Here is a 13,790-nt window from a genome sequence, read left to right as displayed (position 1 = left end):
CGGAGCGCGCCGGGCGCCTCAGAGGTACAGGCCCGCGTCCGAGCCCTGGTGCTGGTCGGGGATGGCGGCCGGACCGCTGCCCCGGCGCAGCGCGAACAGCTCCGCCAGCGTCGCACCGGCGCGGCCCACGCCCTCCTCCGTGCCCAGCCAGCCCACCGACTCCTCCCGGGTCAGCGGGCCGACCTCGATCCTGGCCAGACAGCGGCCCGGCCGGACCACCGCCGGGTGCAGCCGCTCCAGGTCCTCATTGGTCGTCACGCCGACCAGGACGTTGCGCCCCTGCCCCAGCAGCCCGTCCGTGAGGTTCAGCAGCCGCGACAGCGCCTGCCCGGCCGTGTGCTTGGCCTCGCCCCTGATCAGCTCGTCGCAGTCCTCCAGGAGCAGCAGCCGCCAGCGGCTCTTCCCCGTCCCCTCGTCCTCGCCGATCGCGATGTCCATCAGATAGCCGACGTCGTTGAAGAGCCGCTCCGGGTCGAGCACGCAGTCCACCTGGCACCAGTCCCGCCAGGAGCGCGCCAGGGTGCGCAGCGCGGAGGTCTTCCCGGTGCCCGGCGGGCCGTGGAGCAGCAGCAGCCGCCCCGAGATGTCGTCCGGACCGACCTTCATCAGCCGGTCCATCGCGTCGGCCACCGGGGCCGTGTAGTTGGGTCTGACCTCGTCCCAGGTCCCGGCGGCGATCTGGCGCGTGGTGCGGTGGGGGCCGCGGCGCGGGGAGACGTACCAGAACCCCATCGTCACATTCTCCGGCTGCGGCTCCGGCTCGTCGGCCGCCTCCGCGGTGGACTCCTTGACGATCCGCTCGGCCAGCTCGGCGCTGACCGCCGTCACCGTGACATCGGCGCCGCGGTTCCAGTGGGAGATGAGCACGGTCCAGCCCTCGCCCTCGGCGAGCACGGCGCTGCGGTCGTCGTCCCGCGCGGAGCGCAGCACCGAGGCGCCCGGGGGCAGCAGCTCGAACCCCGGCTTCACCCGCTCGATCTGATGGGCGTGCGCGTAGGGCTGTTCACCGGTCGCGAAGCGGCCGAGGAAGAGCGCGTCGATGACATCGGACGGTGAGTCGCTGTCGTCGACATTGAGCCGGATCGGCAGTGAGTCCTGTGGCTGGGCGGCTGCGGCAGTCATGCGCTCCATCTGAGGCTGTACGGCTGACATGGGCCCCATGATCCGGCACCGGCCCCCTCGGCGCGAGGAGTTTTGCCCGGTGGCGCGCCCCGGATCGGAGCGCGCCGCCGGGGGAGCCGGTCAGCGGACGCCGCCCCGGATGACCGTGACGGCCCGCCGGGACCGGCGCACCATCGCGTACCCCTTGGTGAGCACCCGGTCGCCGGCGAAGTTCCGGCCGATGGCGCGGCCCTCGACGAGCCGTGCGAACTCGGCCGGTCCCGTGGTGCGCCGCACGGTCACCCGCTGGATGGCGTACGGCCCCTGGCCCGGCCGGGCCAGGGCGTTGCCCACCGCGAACGACTGGGCGAAGCCGGCCTCCCGCACCGCCTCCCGGACCCGCCGGCTGGAGTAGCCGAAGGGGTAGGCGAAGGAGCGCGGGACGCTCCCCAGCTCGGCGTCGACGATGTCGCGGCAGCGGACCGTCTCGTACCGCAGCCGCTCGTCGTCGAGCTGATCCATCTGGGGGTGGCTGTGGGTGTGGCCGCCGATCTCCATGCCCCCGGCGGCCAGCTCCCGCACCTGGTCCCAGTCGAGCATGGTGTCGATCGCGCCCCCCTCGTCGTACGCACCGCGCAGCCAGCCGGTGGAGACGAACAGGGTGGCGGCGAAGCCGTGCCGGGCCAGCACCGGCAGGGCGTGCCGGTGCACCCCCTCGTAACCGTCGTCGAAGGTGATCAGCACCGGGCGGGCGGGCAGCGGGCGGCTGCCGCCGGAGCGCCAGATCCCGCCCAGCGCGGCGGTGGTGAGCGGGGTGAAGCCGCGCTCCGCCAGGAGTGCCATCTGTTCGGCGAAGGACTCGGGCGAGACGGAGAGACCGTGGGTCGCCCGGGCCGGCTGATGGGCGACGGCGTGGTACATCAGCACGGGTACGGGCCGGTTCACCCGCTCTCACCGCCCGCCGCCGCGACCTTGCCGCCCGGCGCCGGGGCCCCGCTGTCCTGGGCTGGAACCTCCTGGGCCGGAACCTCCGGGGCCGGGACTTCGCCGTCCGGGGCCGGAACCCCGCCGTCCGCCGCCCGGGAGGGCTCCGGCAGCGATGGGATCGGGCCCGATGAGAAGCTCACGCCGCCCCGGCGGGCGCGGGCGGTGCCGATCAGATACCCGCCGGCCGCCGTGGCGACCCCGGTGAGGATCGCCCCGGCCCGCCCCGCGCCGCCGCTCCGGCCGAGCGCCGCGTCCCGCAGTCCGCGCACCACGCCCGCGGGCAGCACCCGGGTGGTGTAGCGGCGCTCGGACTCCAGGCCCTTGCCCGCTCCCACGCTCCTGGCCACCAGCGCCTTGGAGAGCCCCTCGGCGTAGGTGCGGGTGCGGAAGTAGGCGAACCGTTCCCGCGCGGCGGGGACCTTGTGGTGGATCACCGCGCGGTCGTCGATCAGGAGGACCGCGCCGGGGAGCGCCCGGGCGAGCCGGATGCACAGCTCGGTCTCCTCGCAGCCCAGGGGCCGCTTGTCGCCGTCCCGCCCGATGCCGGTGGCGAATCCGCCGGAGGCGTCGAAGGCGGTCCGGCGGAAGGAGGCGTTGCCGCCCAGGACATTGCGGACCCGCACCCGGCCCCGGGGCAGTCCCCGGTAGGTGCAGCCGACGACCCAGTCGAACTCGTCGGGGAACCAGCCGGGCCTGCGCCCGGAGGCCCAGGCGGCCTCGGTGCGCCCGCCGACCGCCATCACCTCCGGGGTGTCGTACCCGGCCGCGAACCAGTGCAGCCAGTCGGGCTCGGCCACGGCGTCGTCGTCCAGGAAGGCCACGAACTCGCCCCTGGACGCCGCGATTCCGGTGTTGCGGCCCGAGGAGAGCCCCCGGGGGCCGGCGTTGGCCAGCACCCGTACGCTCCCGGCCTCCCGGTACTCCCGGGCGAGCCGGTCCAGCAGCGCCGGGTTGTGGTCGACCACCAGCAGGGTCTCCAGGGCCGGCAGCGACTGGCTCCGCACCGAGGCGACGGCTTCCAGGATGTCGCCCCAGCGGTCTTCGGTGTAGACGCAGATCACCACCGAGAAACGGCGGTCGTTCAAGATGTCTCTCCCCGGGGTACGCGGACGCCCGCCGAGGCCCCGCCGCGCTCCGCGCGCCGGACACCCTTCTCCTTGAGGATCACCTTGAGCACCCGGATGCCGTCCCGGACCGCGCTGAGGTTGCTCACACCGTGGATGCGGTTGTACTCGTGGCTGGGGACCTCCTGGACGCGCAGCCCGGCCTTGACGACCCGGATGTTCATCAGGGTCTCTATCTCGAAGCCCGTGCAGTCCAGGGTGATCTTGTCCAGGCAGTGCTTCCAGAAGGCGTTGTAGCCGTAGCAGAGGTCGGTGTAGCGGGCGCCGAACTTGGTGTTGACGATGGAGCAGAGCACCGAGTTGCCGAGCTTGCGGATGAAGGTCATATCGTCGGTGCCGCCGCCGTTGGCGAAGCGGGAGCCCTTGGCGAAGTCTGCGCCGGAGACGAGCGCGGAGACATAGGAGACGATCTCGTTGCCGTCGGCGGAGCCATCGGCGTCGACCATGACGATGATGTCACCGGTGCAGGCCGCGAAACCGCTGATGAGGGCGTCACCCTTGCCCCGGCCCACCTGTCTCACGACCTTGACGTCGGGCCACAGCTCCCGCGCCACCTCGACGGTGTTGTCCGTCGAGTTCCCGTCGACCAGGACCACTTCGTGAATCCAGTCGGGCAGGGTCTTGAAGACATGGGGAAGGTTGGCCGCCTCGTTCATGGCGGGGATCACCACGCTCACCGGCGGGGTGATCGCCAGATGAGAGGAGATGGGCCGGTAGGCCCCGGCCGTGCTGCCGGTGCCGTCGCGCGGGGTCGCCGACGGCATCGACGGATCTTGCCCCGGAGCGGCCGGGTGCAGGACTGAGCTCATGGGTTGTATTTCCCTCTCCACCGGTGGACCGCCCGCCCCCGGGCGATCCGGATGAGTGTCCGGTTTGAAAGGGGGGCCGACCTCTCACCTGCCCAGGGCGGAACAACCTCCGATCCCGATGGGTGAGTTGCGGAACTGGCCGCGCGGTGCCCCGGCTCGTGTTGAGCGCGGAGACCGAGCGCGGCACCCCCCTACCGCGCCCCGCTCCGGAGCCATCTCGACGCCCCAGCCCTCCCCTTGAGCCGTCTGGCTGGATGATCCGTTGCGGGTGGATGCACGACGGTATTGATGTCGGGGACTCTAGAGCAAGTCGTAGGGGCCATTCTTACTTTTTACATATTTGACACCTCATCGGTCGTCTGCTGTTCGAACGTTCGATTGTTCGAGCGCCATGCGCGGGCTCCCGCCCGGGCGAACAGCAGGGCCGTGAGGGCGGCGACGGAGACGATGCCCGCTCCCGTGGGGAAGGCGTCCCAGGAGGCGCGGAGCCACCCGGTCAGCAGGACGGTGACGAGCGCGCCCGACGCCGATACGGCGGCGCGGGCCGCCGGTTCGAGCCCCGGCAGCACGGCGTACAGACCGGCGGCGGGCCCGGTGAACAGGAAGAAGAGGACGGTCGGCGCGCGCAGCGCCGAGTCCGCGTCCAGGAGGGCCAGCACCGCGCCGGTGAGGGCGAAGGTGAACGCCGCGCCGGCGAGCACCGTCAGCAGATCGGACGCGGCCGTGCGTTCGACTCCGTTGTTCCGCATGGCCGATTCCGCTCCCCGGGGACATCTGATGCCGGGTCCTCATGCTGCGCAGCGTCCGGAGTTCCGTCAAGCGCCGCCCTACGTTCTTGGCATGAACACTTCCAGTGAAGTCTACTCACTGGTAAGAAAGTTGAGGCAGAGACTCTGCTAAAGGGAGGTTCCATGAAACTGTCCCGATTCGCGGCTTTCTCCTCCTCGCTGCTGCTCGCCGGAGCCCTCGCTCTCGTCGGAGCGGGCCAGGCGAAGGCCGGCGACCGTGCCCTTGCCCTGGACTATGTGGCCCTCGGCGACTCCTACTCCTCCGGGGTCGGCGCCGGCGGCTACGACAGCGCAAGCGGAGACTGCAAGCGCAGCAATCGCGCGTACCCCAGGCTCTGGGCCGCCGCGCACTCACCCTCCTCCTTCGCGTTCACCGCTTGCTCGGGTGCTCTTACGAGTGATGTCACCGCGAGCCAGCTCGCCCCCCTCACCGCCGCCACCGACCTCGTCTCCCTCTCCGTGGGCGGCAACGACGCCGGCTTCGCCGACGTCATGACCACCTGCGTCCTCCAGTCCGAGACGAACTGCGTCAACCGGGTGAACCGGGCCCGGTCGTACGTCGACACCACCCTCCCCGGCCGGCTCGACAGCGTGTACCGCGCGATCAGCGCCCGCGCCCCCTCCGCCGAGGTCGTCGTCCTCGGCTACCCCCGCTTCTACAAGCTCGCCGGCACCTGTGTCGCCGGTCTGACCGAGCGCGAGCGGTCCGCGATCAACTCGGCCGCCGACCACATCAACACCGCCATCGGCAAGCGCGCGGCCGACCACGGCTTCGCCTTCGCCGATGTGGTGCCCGCCTTCACCGGGCACGAGATCTGCTCCGGCGACGCCTGGCTGCACAGCGTGAACTGGCTCAACATCGGCGACTCCTACCACCCGACCGCCGCCGGTCAGTCGGGCGGCTATCTCCCCGCCTTCAACGCGCAGGTCTGAGCCCCGCCGCCCGGCCCCGGTGGCGCAGATCACATCCGGCCCCCGGGCCGGGCCGTGAGCCGCCGGGGCCGACGGAGGGTGAGCGGGGAGTGCGGACCCGTGAGCAAAGAGTTCGGTGCGGCGGGCGTGGCTCGCGGGGCAGTGGGAAGAATGGACGAGTGGAGACTTGGATCTGTCCAACTCGCCCTGGAAAGCACCGGATTCGTCGAGACGTCGTCAACTCGCGTACGGGTGCGGTGAATCCTGTGGGCGGGATACCTGGCTGTCCTGGTGGGGCGATAGGGTTAACCTGCCCGGGCCGGGTGCGTCGTACGGGTGGGGAGTGACATGGAACAGATAACAGTGCGCAGCAGGGCGCGGGTACCCGCGATCACCTGCGGGAACAGCGCCACAAGCAGGCGTCTCGACCGACATCTGTCGGTGCTCGGCGGTCCCGCCGTGCCCCAGCGCGAGACCGTCGAGGCGACCTCGCTGATGCGCGAGCTGACCTCGCGCGATGTGACACACGACCGGGACCGGGGCAAGGGCGGGGTCTCGCTCTTCGCGCCGCTGCGGAGGCTGCGCCGCACCCTCTTCGGCAGCCGCCACTGACCCACCGTCCCGGCCCCGCCCGACCGGCGCGCGCCCACCCGAGCGCGCGCCTCGGCTCCCGTGTCACCGTCTGTGCGGCCCCGCGCCCAGGCGACCACACCGTCCCGGCGCAGTGCGGCTGACTCCTCGTCCGTCCTCCCCAGGGAGCGCGGCACCGCGCCGGTGTGCTCGCCCGGCGCGGGCACCGTGTCCATGAGCGCCTCCGGCTCCACCCGCCAGGGTGATCGGGGGCAGCAGCGCCCGCGGCGGCCCCGCCGGAGTCTCCACCTCCCGCCACCGCCCCCGGCCGCCACACCGCGGATGTCCGGCCACATCCGCCACCCGGCCAGCGGCACCCGGGCACGGGCCCGGCTCGCGGGCCCGGCCCAGGGCACCCGCTCGGGGTCCCGATCGCTGGGGCGCGCACCCACCTCGTTCACGGGTTCGGGTCGCGGTGGTTCGCGCGCGACGCGGCTCGTCGTGTCCGCGCAGGGGTCCGGCCGGTGATGGCCGGTCCACGGGCCCGGCCCAGGGCCCCGCTCCGGGGTCCGGCCGCGCCTGCCCCCACCCACCCCCCGTTGCCGAGCCCGGCCCCCAGTCCACGGGCACAGCTCACAGCAGGGCGAACTGCCCGTCCGGGCCCTCCTCGTGGTGGTCCAGGACCGAGGCGGGTCGCCGGGCGGCGGCGGGTGGTGGCAGGACGCCCGGGAGCGAGGTGATCCGGTCGGCGATCTCCAGCGCGGCCCGCTCGGCCTCCAGCCCGGCCAGCAGGGCCAGTACGGTGATCAGCTCCAGCAGCTCCGATGTCCACTCCGGGAGCCACCCCGCCGGCCGGATCGCCTCCAGGCTCCCCTGCTCCCCGGCGGCCGTCCGCCCCGCGAACCACCGCTCCAGCACCCGGGCGTCCCCGGTGCGGAACTCCCAGGCGGACGCCGGTACGGGGGAGATCCGGCCGTCGCCCAGGCTCAGCACCTCCGTCGCCGGGTCGTATCCGATGGTCCCGGGCCGCTCCGGCAGCGCGGCCCGCACATAGGGCCGCCGCCCGCCCGGCAGCCTCGGCCGCTCCCGGCCCCCGGCACCGCGCAGCTGCGCCGAGAGCAGCCGGCCGCCCAGCTCCACCCCCGCGCGCCAGACCCCGGGGTCGGCGGGCAGCGGGACCGTGGCACCCGCCGGGGAGTGCCCGGCCGCCGCCGCGATCCACCGGAGGATCTCCTCCGGCTCCACCGTCCGCCCGTACCGCCCGCCCAGCGCCTCCCGCAGCCCCGGCGCGAGATTGGGCTCGCTCCCCCCGGGCCTGCGGAACAGCGGCCGGACCCTCCCGGGGCCCGTGTGGCCGTCCGGCAGGACCGCAGACACCAGCACGGCCGGTCCCGGGCGCTCCCCGTCCGGCGAGCACTCGGCCTCGAAGGCGAAGAGCTGCTCCTCGTCCGCCACCCGCCACAGCTCCGGCCGGGCCGCGTCGATCAGCCGGTGGTCCGGGACGATCCACCGCTGGTCGAAGGGGCCGTGCAGCAGCCGCACCGGAGCGGGGCAGCGGCCCGGCTCCCGGGCCAGGGGCCCCGTACCCGCGCGCTGTCCGGGCAGCTGCGCGACGGCGGTGCGCGGGGTGCGGGCCCGGGTGCAGCCGAAGAGCGCGTCCTGCGCCGCCCCCGAGGCGCCCGCCACCGCGTCCCAGCGCGCCACCAGCGACCGCGCGTCCGGACCCATCACCCAGGAACGTCCCAGCCGCAGGGGCCGCACACCCCACGGCATCAGCTCATCGAGCATCGGCATGGGGACATCCTCCCCGAACCCGCCCCCGCACGCCTCCGTCACCCCTGCGTCACCCTTGCGTCACCCCTGCGTCACCCCTGCCAGGGGCGGGGCCCGGCCCCGGCCGTGCCCCGCGCGTGCCCCCTCCGGCGGTCACCGCCGGCGGCTCACTCCGCGTCGACGGTCACCGAGAACGAGAAGCGGTCACCCCGGTAGCGGATGCGCGCCACGTCGACCACCCGCCCGTCGGTGTCGCAGGTCACCCCCGTGTAGTGCAGGATCGGGCTGAGCAGCGGCACCTCCAGCAGCTCCGCCGTGCGCGGGTCCGCGAGCCGGGCCTCCACGGTGTCCGTGATCCGGCCGATCCGCACCCCCACCGAGTCGCGCAGCACCTTGGTCATCGGCCACCGCTCCAGGTCCTTCACCTCCAGCCGGGCCGCGATGTCCGGACGGACGGTGTTCTCCGCCCAGTTGACCGGCTCGCCGCTCTCGCCGTCACAGCGCAGCCGGCGGTAGACCACCGTCTCCGCCAGATCCGGGAAGTACTCGGCCAGCTCGCCGGGGACCGGTTCGGGGCCGTGGTCGAGGATGGTCGTCAGCTCCCCCGACTGCTGCGCCACGATGGCGTCGATCGAGCCCAGCAGCCGGCGCGGCGCACCCCTGCGCACCCCCGGTTCGATAAAGGTCCCCCGCCGCCGGTGGCGGCTGATCAGGCCCTCGGCCTCCAGCTCCTTGAGGGCCTGGCGCATGGTCAGCACACTCACCCCGTAGTGCGCGGCGAGCTGCTCCTCGGTGGGCAGCCGCAGGGAGGACTCGGGGGTGCGGCCGAGTATCGAGGCGCGCAGCGACTGCGAGACCTGGTACCACAGCGGCAGCTTGCGGTTCAGGATCAGCGAGTCGGGGGCGAAGGAGGAGGTCACGGGGGCTCCGTCTCTCCGGGTCAGGGCTTATCAGGACGGGAAATGACGTTCAAGACCCTGCCACACCCCGTCGTACCCCTGTTGCAGATGGCCCGCGTTCGCCGCCTGCCCGGTCGCCGTCAGCGGCCACCGGGTCTCGAACATGAAGGCGAGCCCGTCGTCGATCCTCTGCGGCCTCAGCTCGGCGGCGCTCGCCCGGTCGAAGGTCTCCCGGTCGGGCCCGTGCGCCGACATCATGTTGTGGAGCGAGCCGCCGCCGGGGACGAAGCCCTCGGCCTTGGCGTCGTACGCGCCCTCGATCAGGCCCATGTACTCGCTCATCACATTGCGGTGGAAGTACGGCGGCCGGAAGGTGTCCTCGCCGACCAGCCAGCGGGGCGCGAAGACCACGAAGTCGACACCGGCGAGCCCCGGGGTGTCGGAGGGCGAGGTCAGCACCGTGAAGATCGAGGGGTCCGGGTGGTCGTAGGAGATGGACCCGATGACATTGAAGCGGCGCAGATCGTAGACATAGGGGACATGGCTGCCGTGCCAGGCGACCACATCGAGCGGCGAGTGGTCGTACTCGGCGGCCCAGAGGTTGCCGCAGAACCGGGTCACGACCTCCACCGGCCGTTCCACGTCCTCGTACGCCGCGACCGGCGCGAGGAAGTCGCGCGCGTTGGCGAGGCCGTTGGCGCCGATGGGTCCGAGGTCCGGCAGGTGGAAGGGCTGGCCGTAGTTCTCGCAGACGTATCCGCGCGCCCGCTCGTCGAGCAGCTCCACCCGGAAGCGGACCCCGCGCGGGATCAGCGCCACCTCGCCGGGGCGGGCGGCGAGCACCCCCAGTTCGGTGACGAGGAGGAGCCCGCCCAGCTCGGGGACGATCAGCAGCTCGCCGTCCGCGTCGCCGAAGACCCGGTCCACCATGGGCGCGTTGGCGTGGTAGAGGTGCACGGCCATCCCGGTGCGCTGGGCGGCGTCGCCGTTGCCGCCGAGCGTCCACAGACCGGCCAGCCAGTCGGTGCCGGGCGGCGGCTCCGGCAGCGGGTTCCACCGCAGCCGGTTGGGGTCGGGGGCGGTCTCGGTGAAGGGCGCGCCGCGCAGGGCGCCATTGCCGGTGCGGCGCAGCGGGGGGTGGGCGGCGGACGGCCGGATGCGGTAGAGCCAGGAGCGCCGGTTGCGGGCGCGCGGCTCGGTGAAGGCGGAGCCGCTCAACTGCTCCGCGTACAGACCGAGCGGCGCGCGCTGGGGCGCGTTCCGTCCCAGTGGGAGGGCTCCGGGGAGCGCCTCCGAGCTGTGCTCGTTGCCGAAGCCGGGGGAGTACCCCAGTGTCCCGGCGGTCTTCCGCGCCCGCTCCATGGCCTGCTCGATGCCGCTCATCGCCGCTCCCGGTACTGAAAGCCGAAAGGAATCCTATGGGTCACCGTAGGATTGACGGCGGGCCCCGTCAACGGCCGCCGCCCCGGCGCGGCGCGCGCGGGCGGGGGTGCGCCGGGCGGCGCCGGGGGTGCCCCAGGGGCCGGCCGGAGGGGCCGCCGGGGGGTGCGCGCCGGGTCCGCCGGAGTGGCCGCCCGGGGTGCGTCAAGGGCGGCTCCGGGGCCCCGCTCCTCGGCATCTCCGTGCTGACCTGGGGTTTTGCTCGTATTGCTCACAGGTCAACATCTTGTTAACAGCTTTTGACGGGCCCTAACGTCATCCGGACCGCCGCCTCCGGTGGGAGTTCAAGGATGAACGTTAGGTAACCCCATGCTGACAATCCTCGGCTTCGCCATGATCGCGACCTTCCTGGTCCTGATCATGATGAAGAAGATGACGCCCATCGCGGCGCTGGTCCTGATCCCCGCACTCTTCTGCGTACTCGTCGGCAAGGGCGCGCATCTCGGGGACTACGTCATCGAAGGCGTCGGCAACCTTGCCCCCACCGCCGCGATGCTGATGTTCGCCATCATCTATTTCGGTGTGATGATCGACGTCGGGCTCTTCGACCCGATCGTCCGGGGCATCCTGCGGTTCTGCAAGGCCGACCCGATGCGGGTCGTGGTCGGTACGGCGCTGCTCGCCGCGATCGTCTCGCTGGACGGCGACGGCTCCACCACCTTCATGATCACCGTCTCGGCGATGTATCCGCTCTACAAGCGCCTGGGGATGAGCCTGGTCGTGATGACCGGTATCGCCGCCACCGCGAACGGTGTGATGAACACCGTGCCGTGGGGCGGGCCCACCGCCCGCGCGGCGACCGCGCTGAAGCTGGACGCGGCCGACATCTTCGTGCCGATGATCCCGGCGCTCGCCGTGGGGCTCCTCTTCGTCTTCATCCTCGCCTATGTGCTGGGCATGCGGGAGCGCAAGCGCCTCGGCTACCTCTCCCTGGACGAGGCGCTGGTGCCGGAGTCCGAGACGGTGCTGGTGAAGACCGGCGGCGGCAAGGGCGGCAGGACCGGCAAGGCGTCCGAGGCCGCGAAGGGCTCGGGCTCCGGCGCCGGCTCCGCCCCGGGCGAGGACTCCGCCGCTCCGGCCCCCGGTGCCGCCGACGACGGCCTCCAGGGTCTCGACCCCAACCGCGAGACCCTGCGCCCCAAGCTCTACTGGTTCAACGCCGGCCTCACCATCACGCTGCTCACCGCGATGATCATGGAGCTGCTGCCCATCCCGGTGCTCTTCCTCCTCGGCGCGGCCCTCGCCCTCACCGTGAACTACCCGAAGATGGCCGACCAGAAGGCCCGTATCGGCGCCCACTCCGAGAATGTCGTCAACGTCGCCGGCATGGTCTTCGCCGCCGCCGTCTTCACCGGAGTCCTCACCGGCACCGGCATGGTCAAGAGCATGGCCGACTGGCTCGTCGGCGCCATCCCCGAGGGCATGGGCCCGCACATGGCCATCGTCACCGGGCTGCTCAGCCTCCCGCTCACCTACTTCATGTCCAACGACGGCTTCTACTTCGGTGTGCTGCCCGTCCTCGCCGAGGCCGGCGCCGCCCACGGGATCTCCCCGCTGGAGATCGCCCGCGCCTCCCTGGTCGGCCAGGCCCTGCACATGTCCAGCCCGCTGGTCCCCGCCGTCTACGTCCTCGTCGGCATGGCCAAGGTGGAGTTCGGCGACCACACCAGGTTCACCGTGAAGTGGGCCGCGCTCACCTCGCTCGTGGTGCTCGCCGCCGGAGTCCTCTTCGGCATCATCTGACCCCGCCCGCCCCGCTCGGGGCGGGAAAACGGCCCCCGGAAATGAGAAGCCCCTCATAATTCCGGGGGCCGTTGCCGTACATGGGCCGGTGGAACGGTAAAAGCCCTGGTTAAACATCCGTCGCGACGATTCCCCGGCCGGGGATAGTCGGCTATTTTCAAGCGTCTCAGCCGATCCCCATCTGCCCCGGCGGGACCCCCACATGACGCGCGCCATTTCACTGCACAATGTCAGCAAGCGATACGGGAGGGCGGCACCGCGAGCCGTCGGCCGATTCACGCTCTCCGTCGAACCGGGAGAATTCCTGGTCCTCCTCGGCCCGTCCGGCTGCGGAAAGTCCACCGTCCTGCGCATGATCGCGGGCCTGGAGGCGATCACCGACGGCGAGCTGCGGATCGACGGCGAGCGGGCCAACGAGATGCTCCCCCGCGACCGCGATATCGCCATGGTGTTCCAGAACTTCGCCCTCTATCCGAACATGACCAACCGAGACAACATCGGCTTTCCCCTGAGGGTGGAGAACCCCCGGGAGGACCGCGGTCCCCGGGTCGACGCCACCGCCCGGAAGCTCGGTATCGAGGATGTCCTCGACCGCTACCCGAGCCAGCTCTCCGGCGGCGAACGCCAGCGGGTCGCGATGGGCCGGGCCATCTCGCGCCGGCCCTCCGTCTTTCTGATGGACGAGCCGCTCTCCAACATCGACGCCAAGTTACGCAATCAGCTCCGCGCCGAAATCGCCCAGCTCACCCAGGAAATGGGTGTCACCACCATATATGTCACCCATGACCAGGCCGAGGCCATGTCGCTCGGCGACCGGGTCGCGGTGATGCGCGGCGGGGTGCTCCAGCAGACGGGCGCCCCGCGCGACATCTACGCCCTGCCGGAGAACATCTTCGTCGCCGCCTTCATCGGCACCCCCCGGATCAACCTCCTCCAGGCCGTGGTCCACGCGCCGGTCAACGGCCGGATGACCCTGGACCTCGGCCGCCAGTCGCTGACCCTGCCCGAGCCCCTCAGCGTCGACCACCAGCTGCTCCGCATCCAGCAGGGCCGGCCGATCGTCGTCGGGCTGCGCTCGGAGGCCACCAGGATCGGTCTGCCGAGCCAGGCCAGACCCGGTGAGGTGCCGCTCACCGGGATGGTCGAGCACACCGACTACCAGGGCCACGAGGCGCTGGTCCACCTCGGCATCGGCTCCCGGCCCGCCGTCGTCGCCGATCTGGAGTCGCCCCGCCCGGTGGGCTCCCCGCGCCGCCGCAGACCCCGCGGCGGCCCGGGGGTGCTGGGCCGGCTCAAGGAACTGGCCGCCGCCCAGATCCCCGGCCCCACCACGGTCACCGTCGGCGGACCGGAGCGGCGGCCCTACGACCCGTACGCCTCCTACGATCCCTCCCGGGCCCCCGGCGCGGGCTCGCTGGTCGTCCGCACCGGCCCGCACCTCTGGCTCCAGCGCGGTGCCCAGGTGCCGCTGCTGGTCGATCTGGCGCAGCTGTACGTCTTCGACCACCACGGCCGCAGAATCTGTCCGGCCCCCGCCGATCTGCTCGGTTCCGAAGTGTGAAGGAGGGGTGAATCCGGGCACCCGCGTTCCCGGGGGCCGACACTGTTGCGCGGGTGCGCACGACCGACGCAGTCCGAGGAGTC

12 protein-coding genes are annotated in these 13,790 nt (G+C 72.2%); 4 read left to right on the top strand and 8 right to left on the bottom strand.

The window, feature by feature from the left end:
- Window positions 1-18: 18 nt before the first annotated feature.
- The 5 genes from ACWCRA_RS06330 to ACWCRA_RS06310 form a co-directional block, all read right to left on the bottom strand.
- On the bottom strand, window positions 19-1,131 hold the full coding sequence (locus tag ACWCRA_RS06330; protein WP_451066966.1) for a DUF5925 domain-containing protein: 1,113 nt from the start codon (window positions 1,129-1,131) through the stop codon (window positions 19-21).
- Between the two features lie 111 nt (window positions 1,132-1,242).
- Window positions 1,243-2,022, bottom strand: a complete 780-nt coding sequence (locus ACWCRA_RS06325; protein WP_351551989.1) for a polysaccharide deacetylase family protein — start codon at window positions 2,020-2,022, stop codon at window positions 1,243-1,245.
- 20 nt (window positions 2,023-2,042) lie between these two features.
- Window positions 2,043-3,173, bottom strand: a complete 1,131-nt coding sequence (locus ACWCRA_RS06320) for a glycosyltransferase family 2 protein (protein WP_451066938.1) — start codon at window positions 3,171-3,173, stop codon at window positions 2,043-2,045.
- Entirely contained in the window at window positions 3,170-4,021 is an 852-nt protein-coding gene (locus tag ACWCRA_RS06315; protein WP_351551859.1) for a glycosyltransferase family 2 protein, read from the bottom strand. The genes ACWCRA_RS06320 and ACWCRA_RS06315 overlap by 4 nt, the downstream gene beginning before the upstream one ends.
- Before the next feature lie 332 nt (window positions 4,022-4,353).
- Window positions 4,354-4,770 carry a hypothetical protein gene (locus tag ACWCRA_RS06310; RefSeq protein ID WP_351551856.1) on the bottom strand — a complete coding sequence of 139 codons (417 nt, stop codon included), beginning with the start codon at window positions 4,768-4,770 and terminating at the stop codon, window positions 4,354-4,356.
- Window positions 4,771-4,932: 162 nt separating this feature from the next.
- Between ACWCRA_RS06310 and ACWCRA_RS06305 the strand changes: the two genes are divergently transcribed.
- Window positions 4,933-5,742: an SGNH/GDSL hydrolase family protein gene (locus tag ACWCRA_RS06305; protein WP_451066937.1), complete on the top strand. Its 810-nt coding sequence runs from the start codon at window positions 4,933-4,935 to the stop codon at window positions 5,740-5,742.
- A 327-nt stretch (window positions 5,743-6,069) separates the two neighbouring features.
- Window positions 6,070-6,333, top strand: coding sequence for a hypothetical protein (locus tag ACWCRA_RS06300; RefSeq protein WP_351551850.1), 264 nt, complete (start codon window positions 6,070-6,072; stop codon window positions 6,331-6,333).
- A gap of 591 nt (window positions 6,334-6,924) precedes the next feature.
- On the opposite strand, the gene ACWCRA_RS06295 is transcribed toward ACWCRA_RS06300, so the two are convergent.
- The 3 genes from ACWCRA_RS06295 to hmgA all read right to left on the bottom strand — a co-directional run bounded on the left by ACWCRA_RS06295 (window position 6,925) and on the right by hmgA (window position 10,346).
- Window positions 6,925-8,085, bottom strand: a complete 1,161-nt coding sequence (locus ACWCRA_RS06295; protein WP_351551847.1) for a type ISP restriction/modification enzyme — start codon at window positions 8,083-8,085, stop codon at window positions 6,925-6,927.
- A gap of 146 nt (window positions 8,086-8,231) precedes the next feature.
- Window positions 8,232-8,984, bottom strand: coding sequence for a GntR family transcriptional regulator (locus tag ACWCRA_RS06290; RefSeq protein WP_351551844.1), 753 nt, complete (start codon window positions 8,982-8,984; stop codon window positions 8,232-8,234).
- Window positions 8,985-9,014: 30 nt separating this feature from the next.
- On the bottom strand, window positions 9,015-10,346 hold the full coding sequence (gene hmgA, locus ACWCRA_RS06285; protein WP_351551842.1) for a homogentisate 1,2-dioxygenase: 1,332 nt from the start codon (window positions 10,344-10,346) through the stop codon (window positions 9,015-9,017).
- Window positions 10,347-10,712: 366 nt separating this feature from the next.
- On the opposite strand from hmgA, the gene ACWCRA_RS06280 reads away from it, so the two are divergent.
- Window positions 10,713-12,146 (top strand): CitMHS family transporter, encoded by a 1,434-nt coding sequence (locus ACWCRA_RS06280; protein ID WP_351551839.1) that lies wholly within the window; start codon window positions 10,713-10,715, stop codon window positions 12,144-12,146.
- Between the two features lie 202 nt (window positions 12,147-12,348).
- Window positions 12,349-13,707: an ABC transporter ATP-binding protein gene (locus ACWCRA_RS06275; protein WP_451066936.1), complete on the top strand. Its 1,359-nt coding sequence runs from the start codon at window positions 12,349-12,351 to the stop codon at window positions 13,705-13,707.
- The last annotated feature ends 83 nt before the right edge of the window (window positions 13,708-13,790 follow it).

Source organism: Streptomyces sp. NPDC001889, assembly GCF_053594535.1.
Note: the sequence above shows the minus strand (reverse complement) of the source record. Positions and strands in the feature narration are given on the sequence as shown.

Excerpts from the sequence above, each read along its gene's own strand:
- ACWCRA_RS06330 (WP_451066966.1), bottom strand. The coding sequence starts at position 1,131 with ATGGAGCGCATGACTGCCGCAGCCGCCCAGCCACAGGACTCACTGCCG.
- ACWCRA_RS06325 (WP_351551989.1), bottom strand. The coding sequence starts at position 2,022 with ATGTACCACGCCGTCGCCCATCAGCCGGCCCGGGCGACCCACGGTCTC.
- ACWCRA_RS06315 (WP_351551859.1), bottom strand. The coding sequence starts at position 4,021 with ATGAGCTCAGTCCTGCACCCGGCCGCTCCGGGGCAAGATCCGTCGATG.
- ACWCRA_RS06310 (WP_351551856.1), bottom strand. The coding sequence starts at position 4,770 with ATGCGGAACAACGGAGTCGAACGCACGGCCGCGTCCGATCTGCTGACG.
- ACWCRA_RS06305 (WP_451066937.1), top strand. The coding sequence starts at position 4,933 with ATGAAACTGTCCCGATTCGCGGCTTTCTCCTCCTCGCTGCTGCTCGCC.
- ACWCRA_RS06300 (WP_351551850.1), top strand. The coding sequence starts at position 6,070 with ATGGAACAGATAACAGTGCGCAGCAGGGCGCGGGTACCCGCGATCACC.
- ACWCRA_RS06295 (WP_351551847.1), bottom strand. The coding sequence starts at position 8,085 with ATGCCGATGCTCGATGAGCTGATGCCGTGGGGTGTGCGGCCCCTGCGG.
- hmgA (WP_351551842.1), bottom strand. The coding sequence starts at position 10,346 with ATGAGCGGCATCGAGCAGGCCATGGAGCGGGCGCGGAAGACCGCCGGG.
- ACWCRA_RS06280 (WP_351551839.1), top strand. The coding sequence starts at position 10,713 with ATGCTGACAATCCTCGGCTTCGCCATGATCGCGACCTTCCTGGTCCTG.
- ACWCRA_RS06275 (WP_451066936.1), top strand. The coding sequence starts at position 12,349 with ATGACGCGCGCCATTTCACTGCACAATGTCAGCAAGCGATACGGGAGG.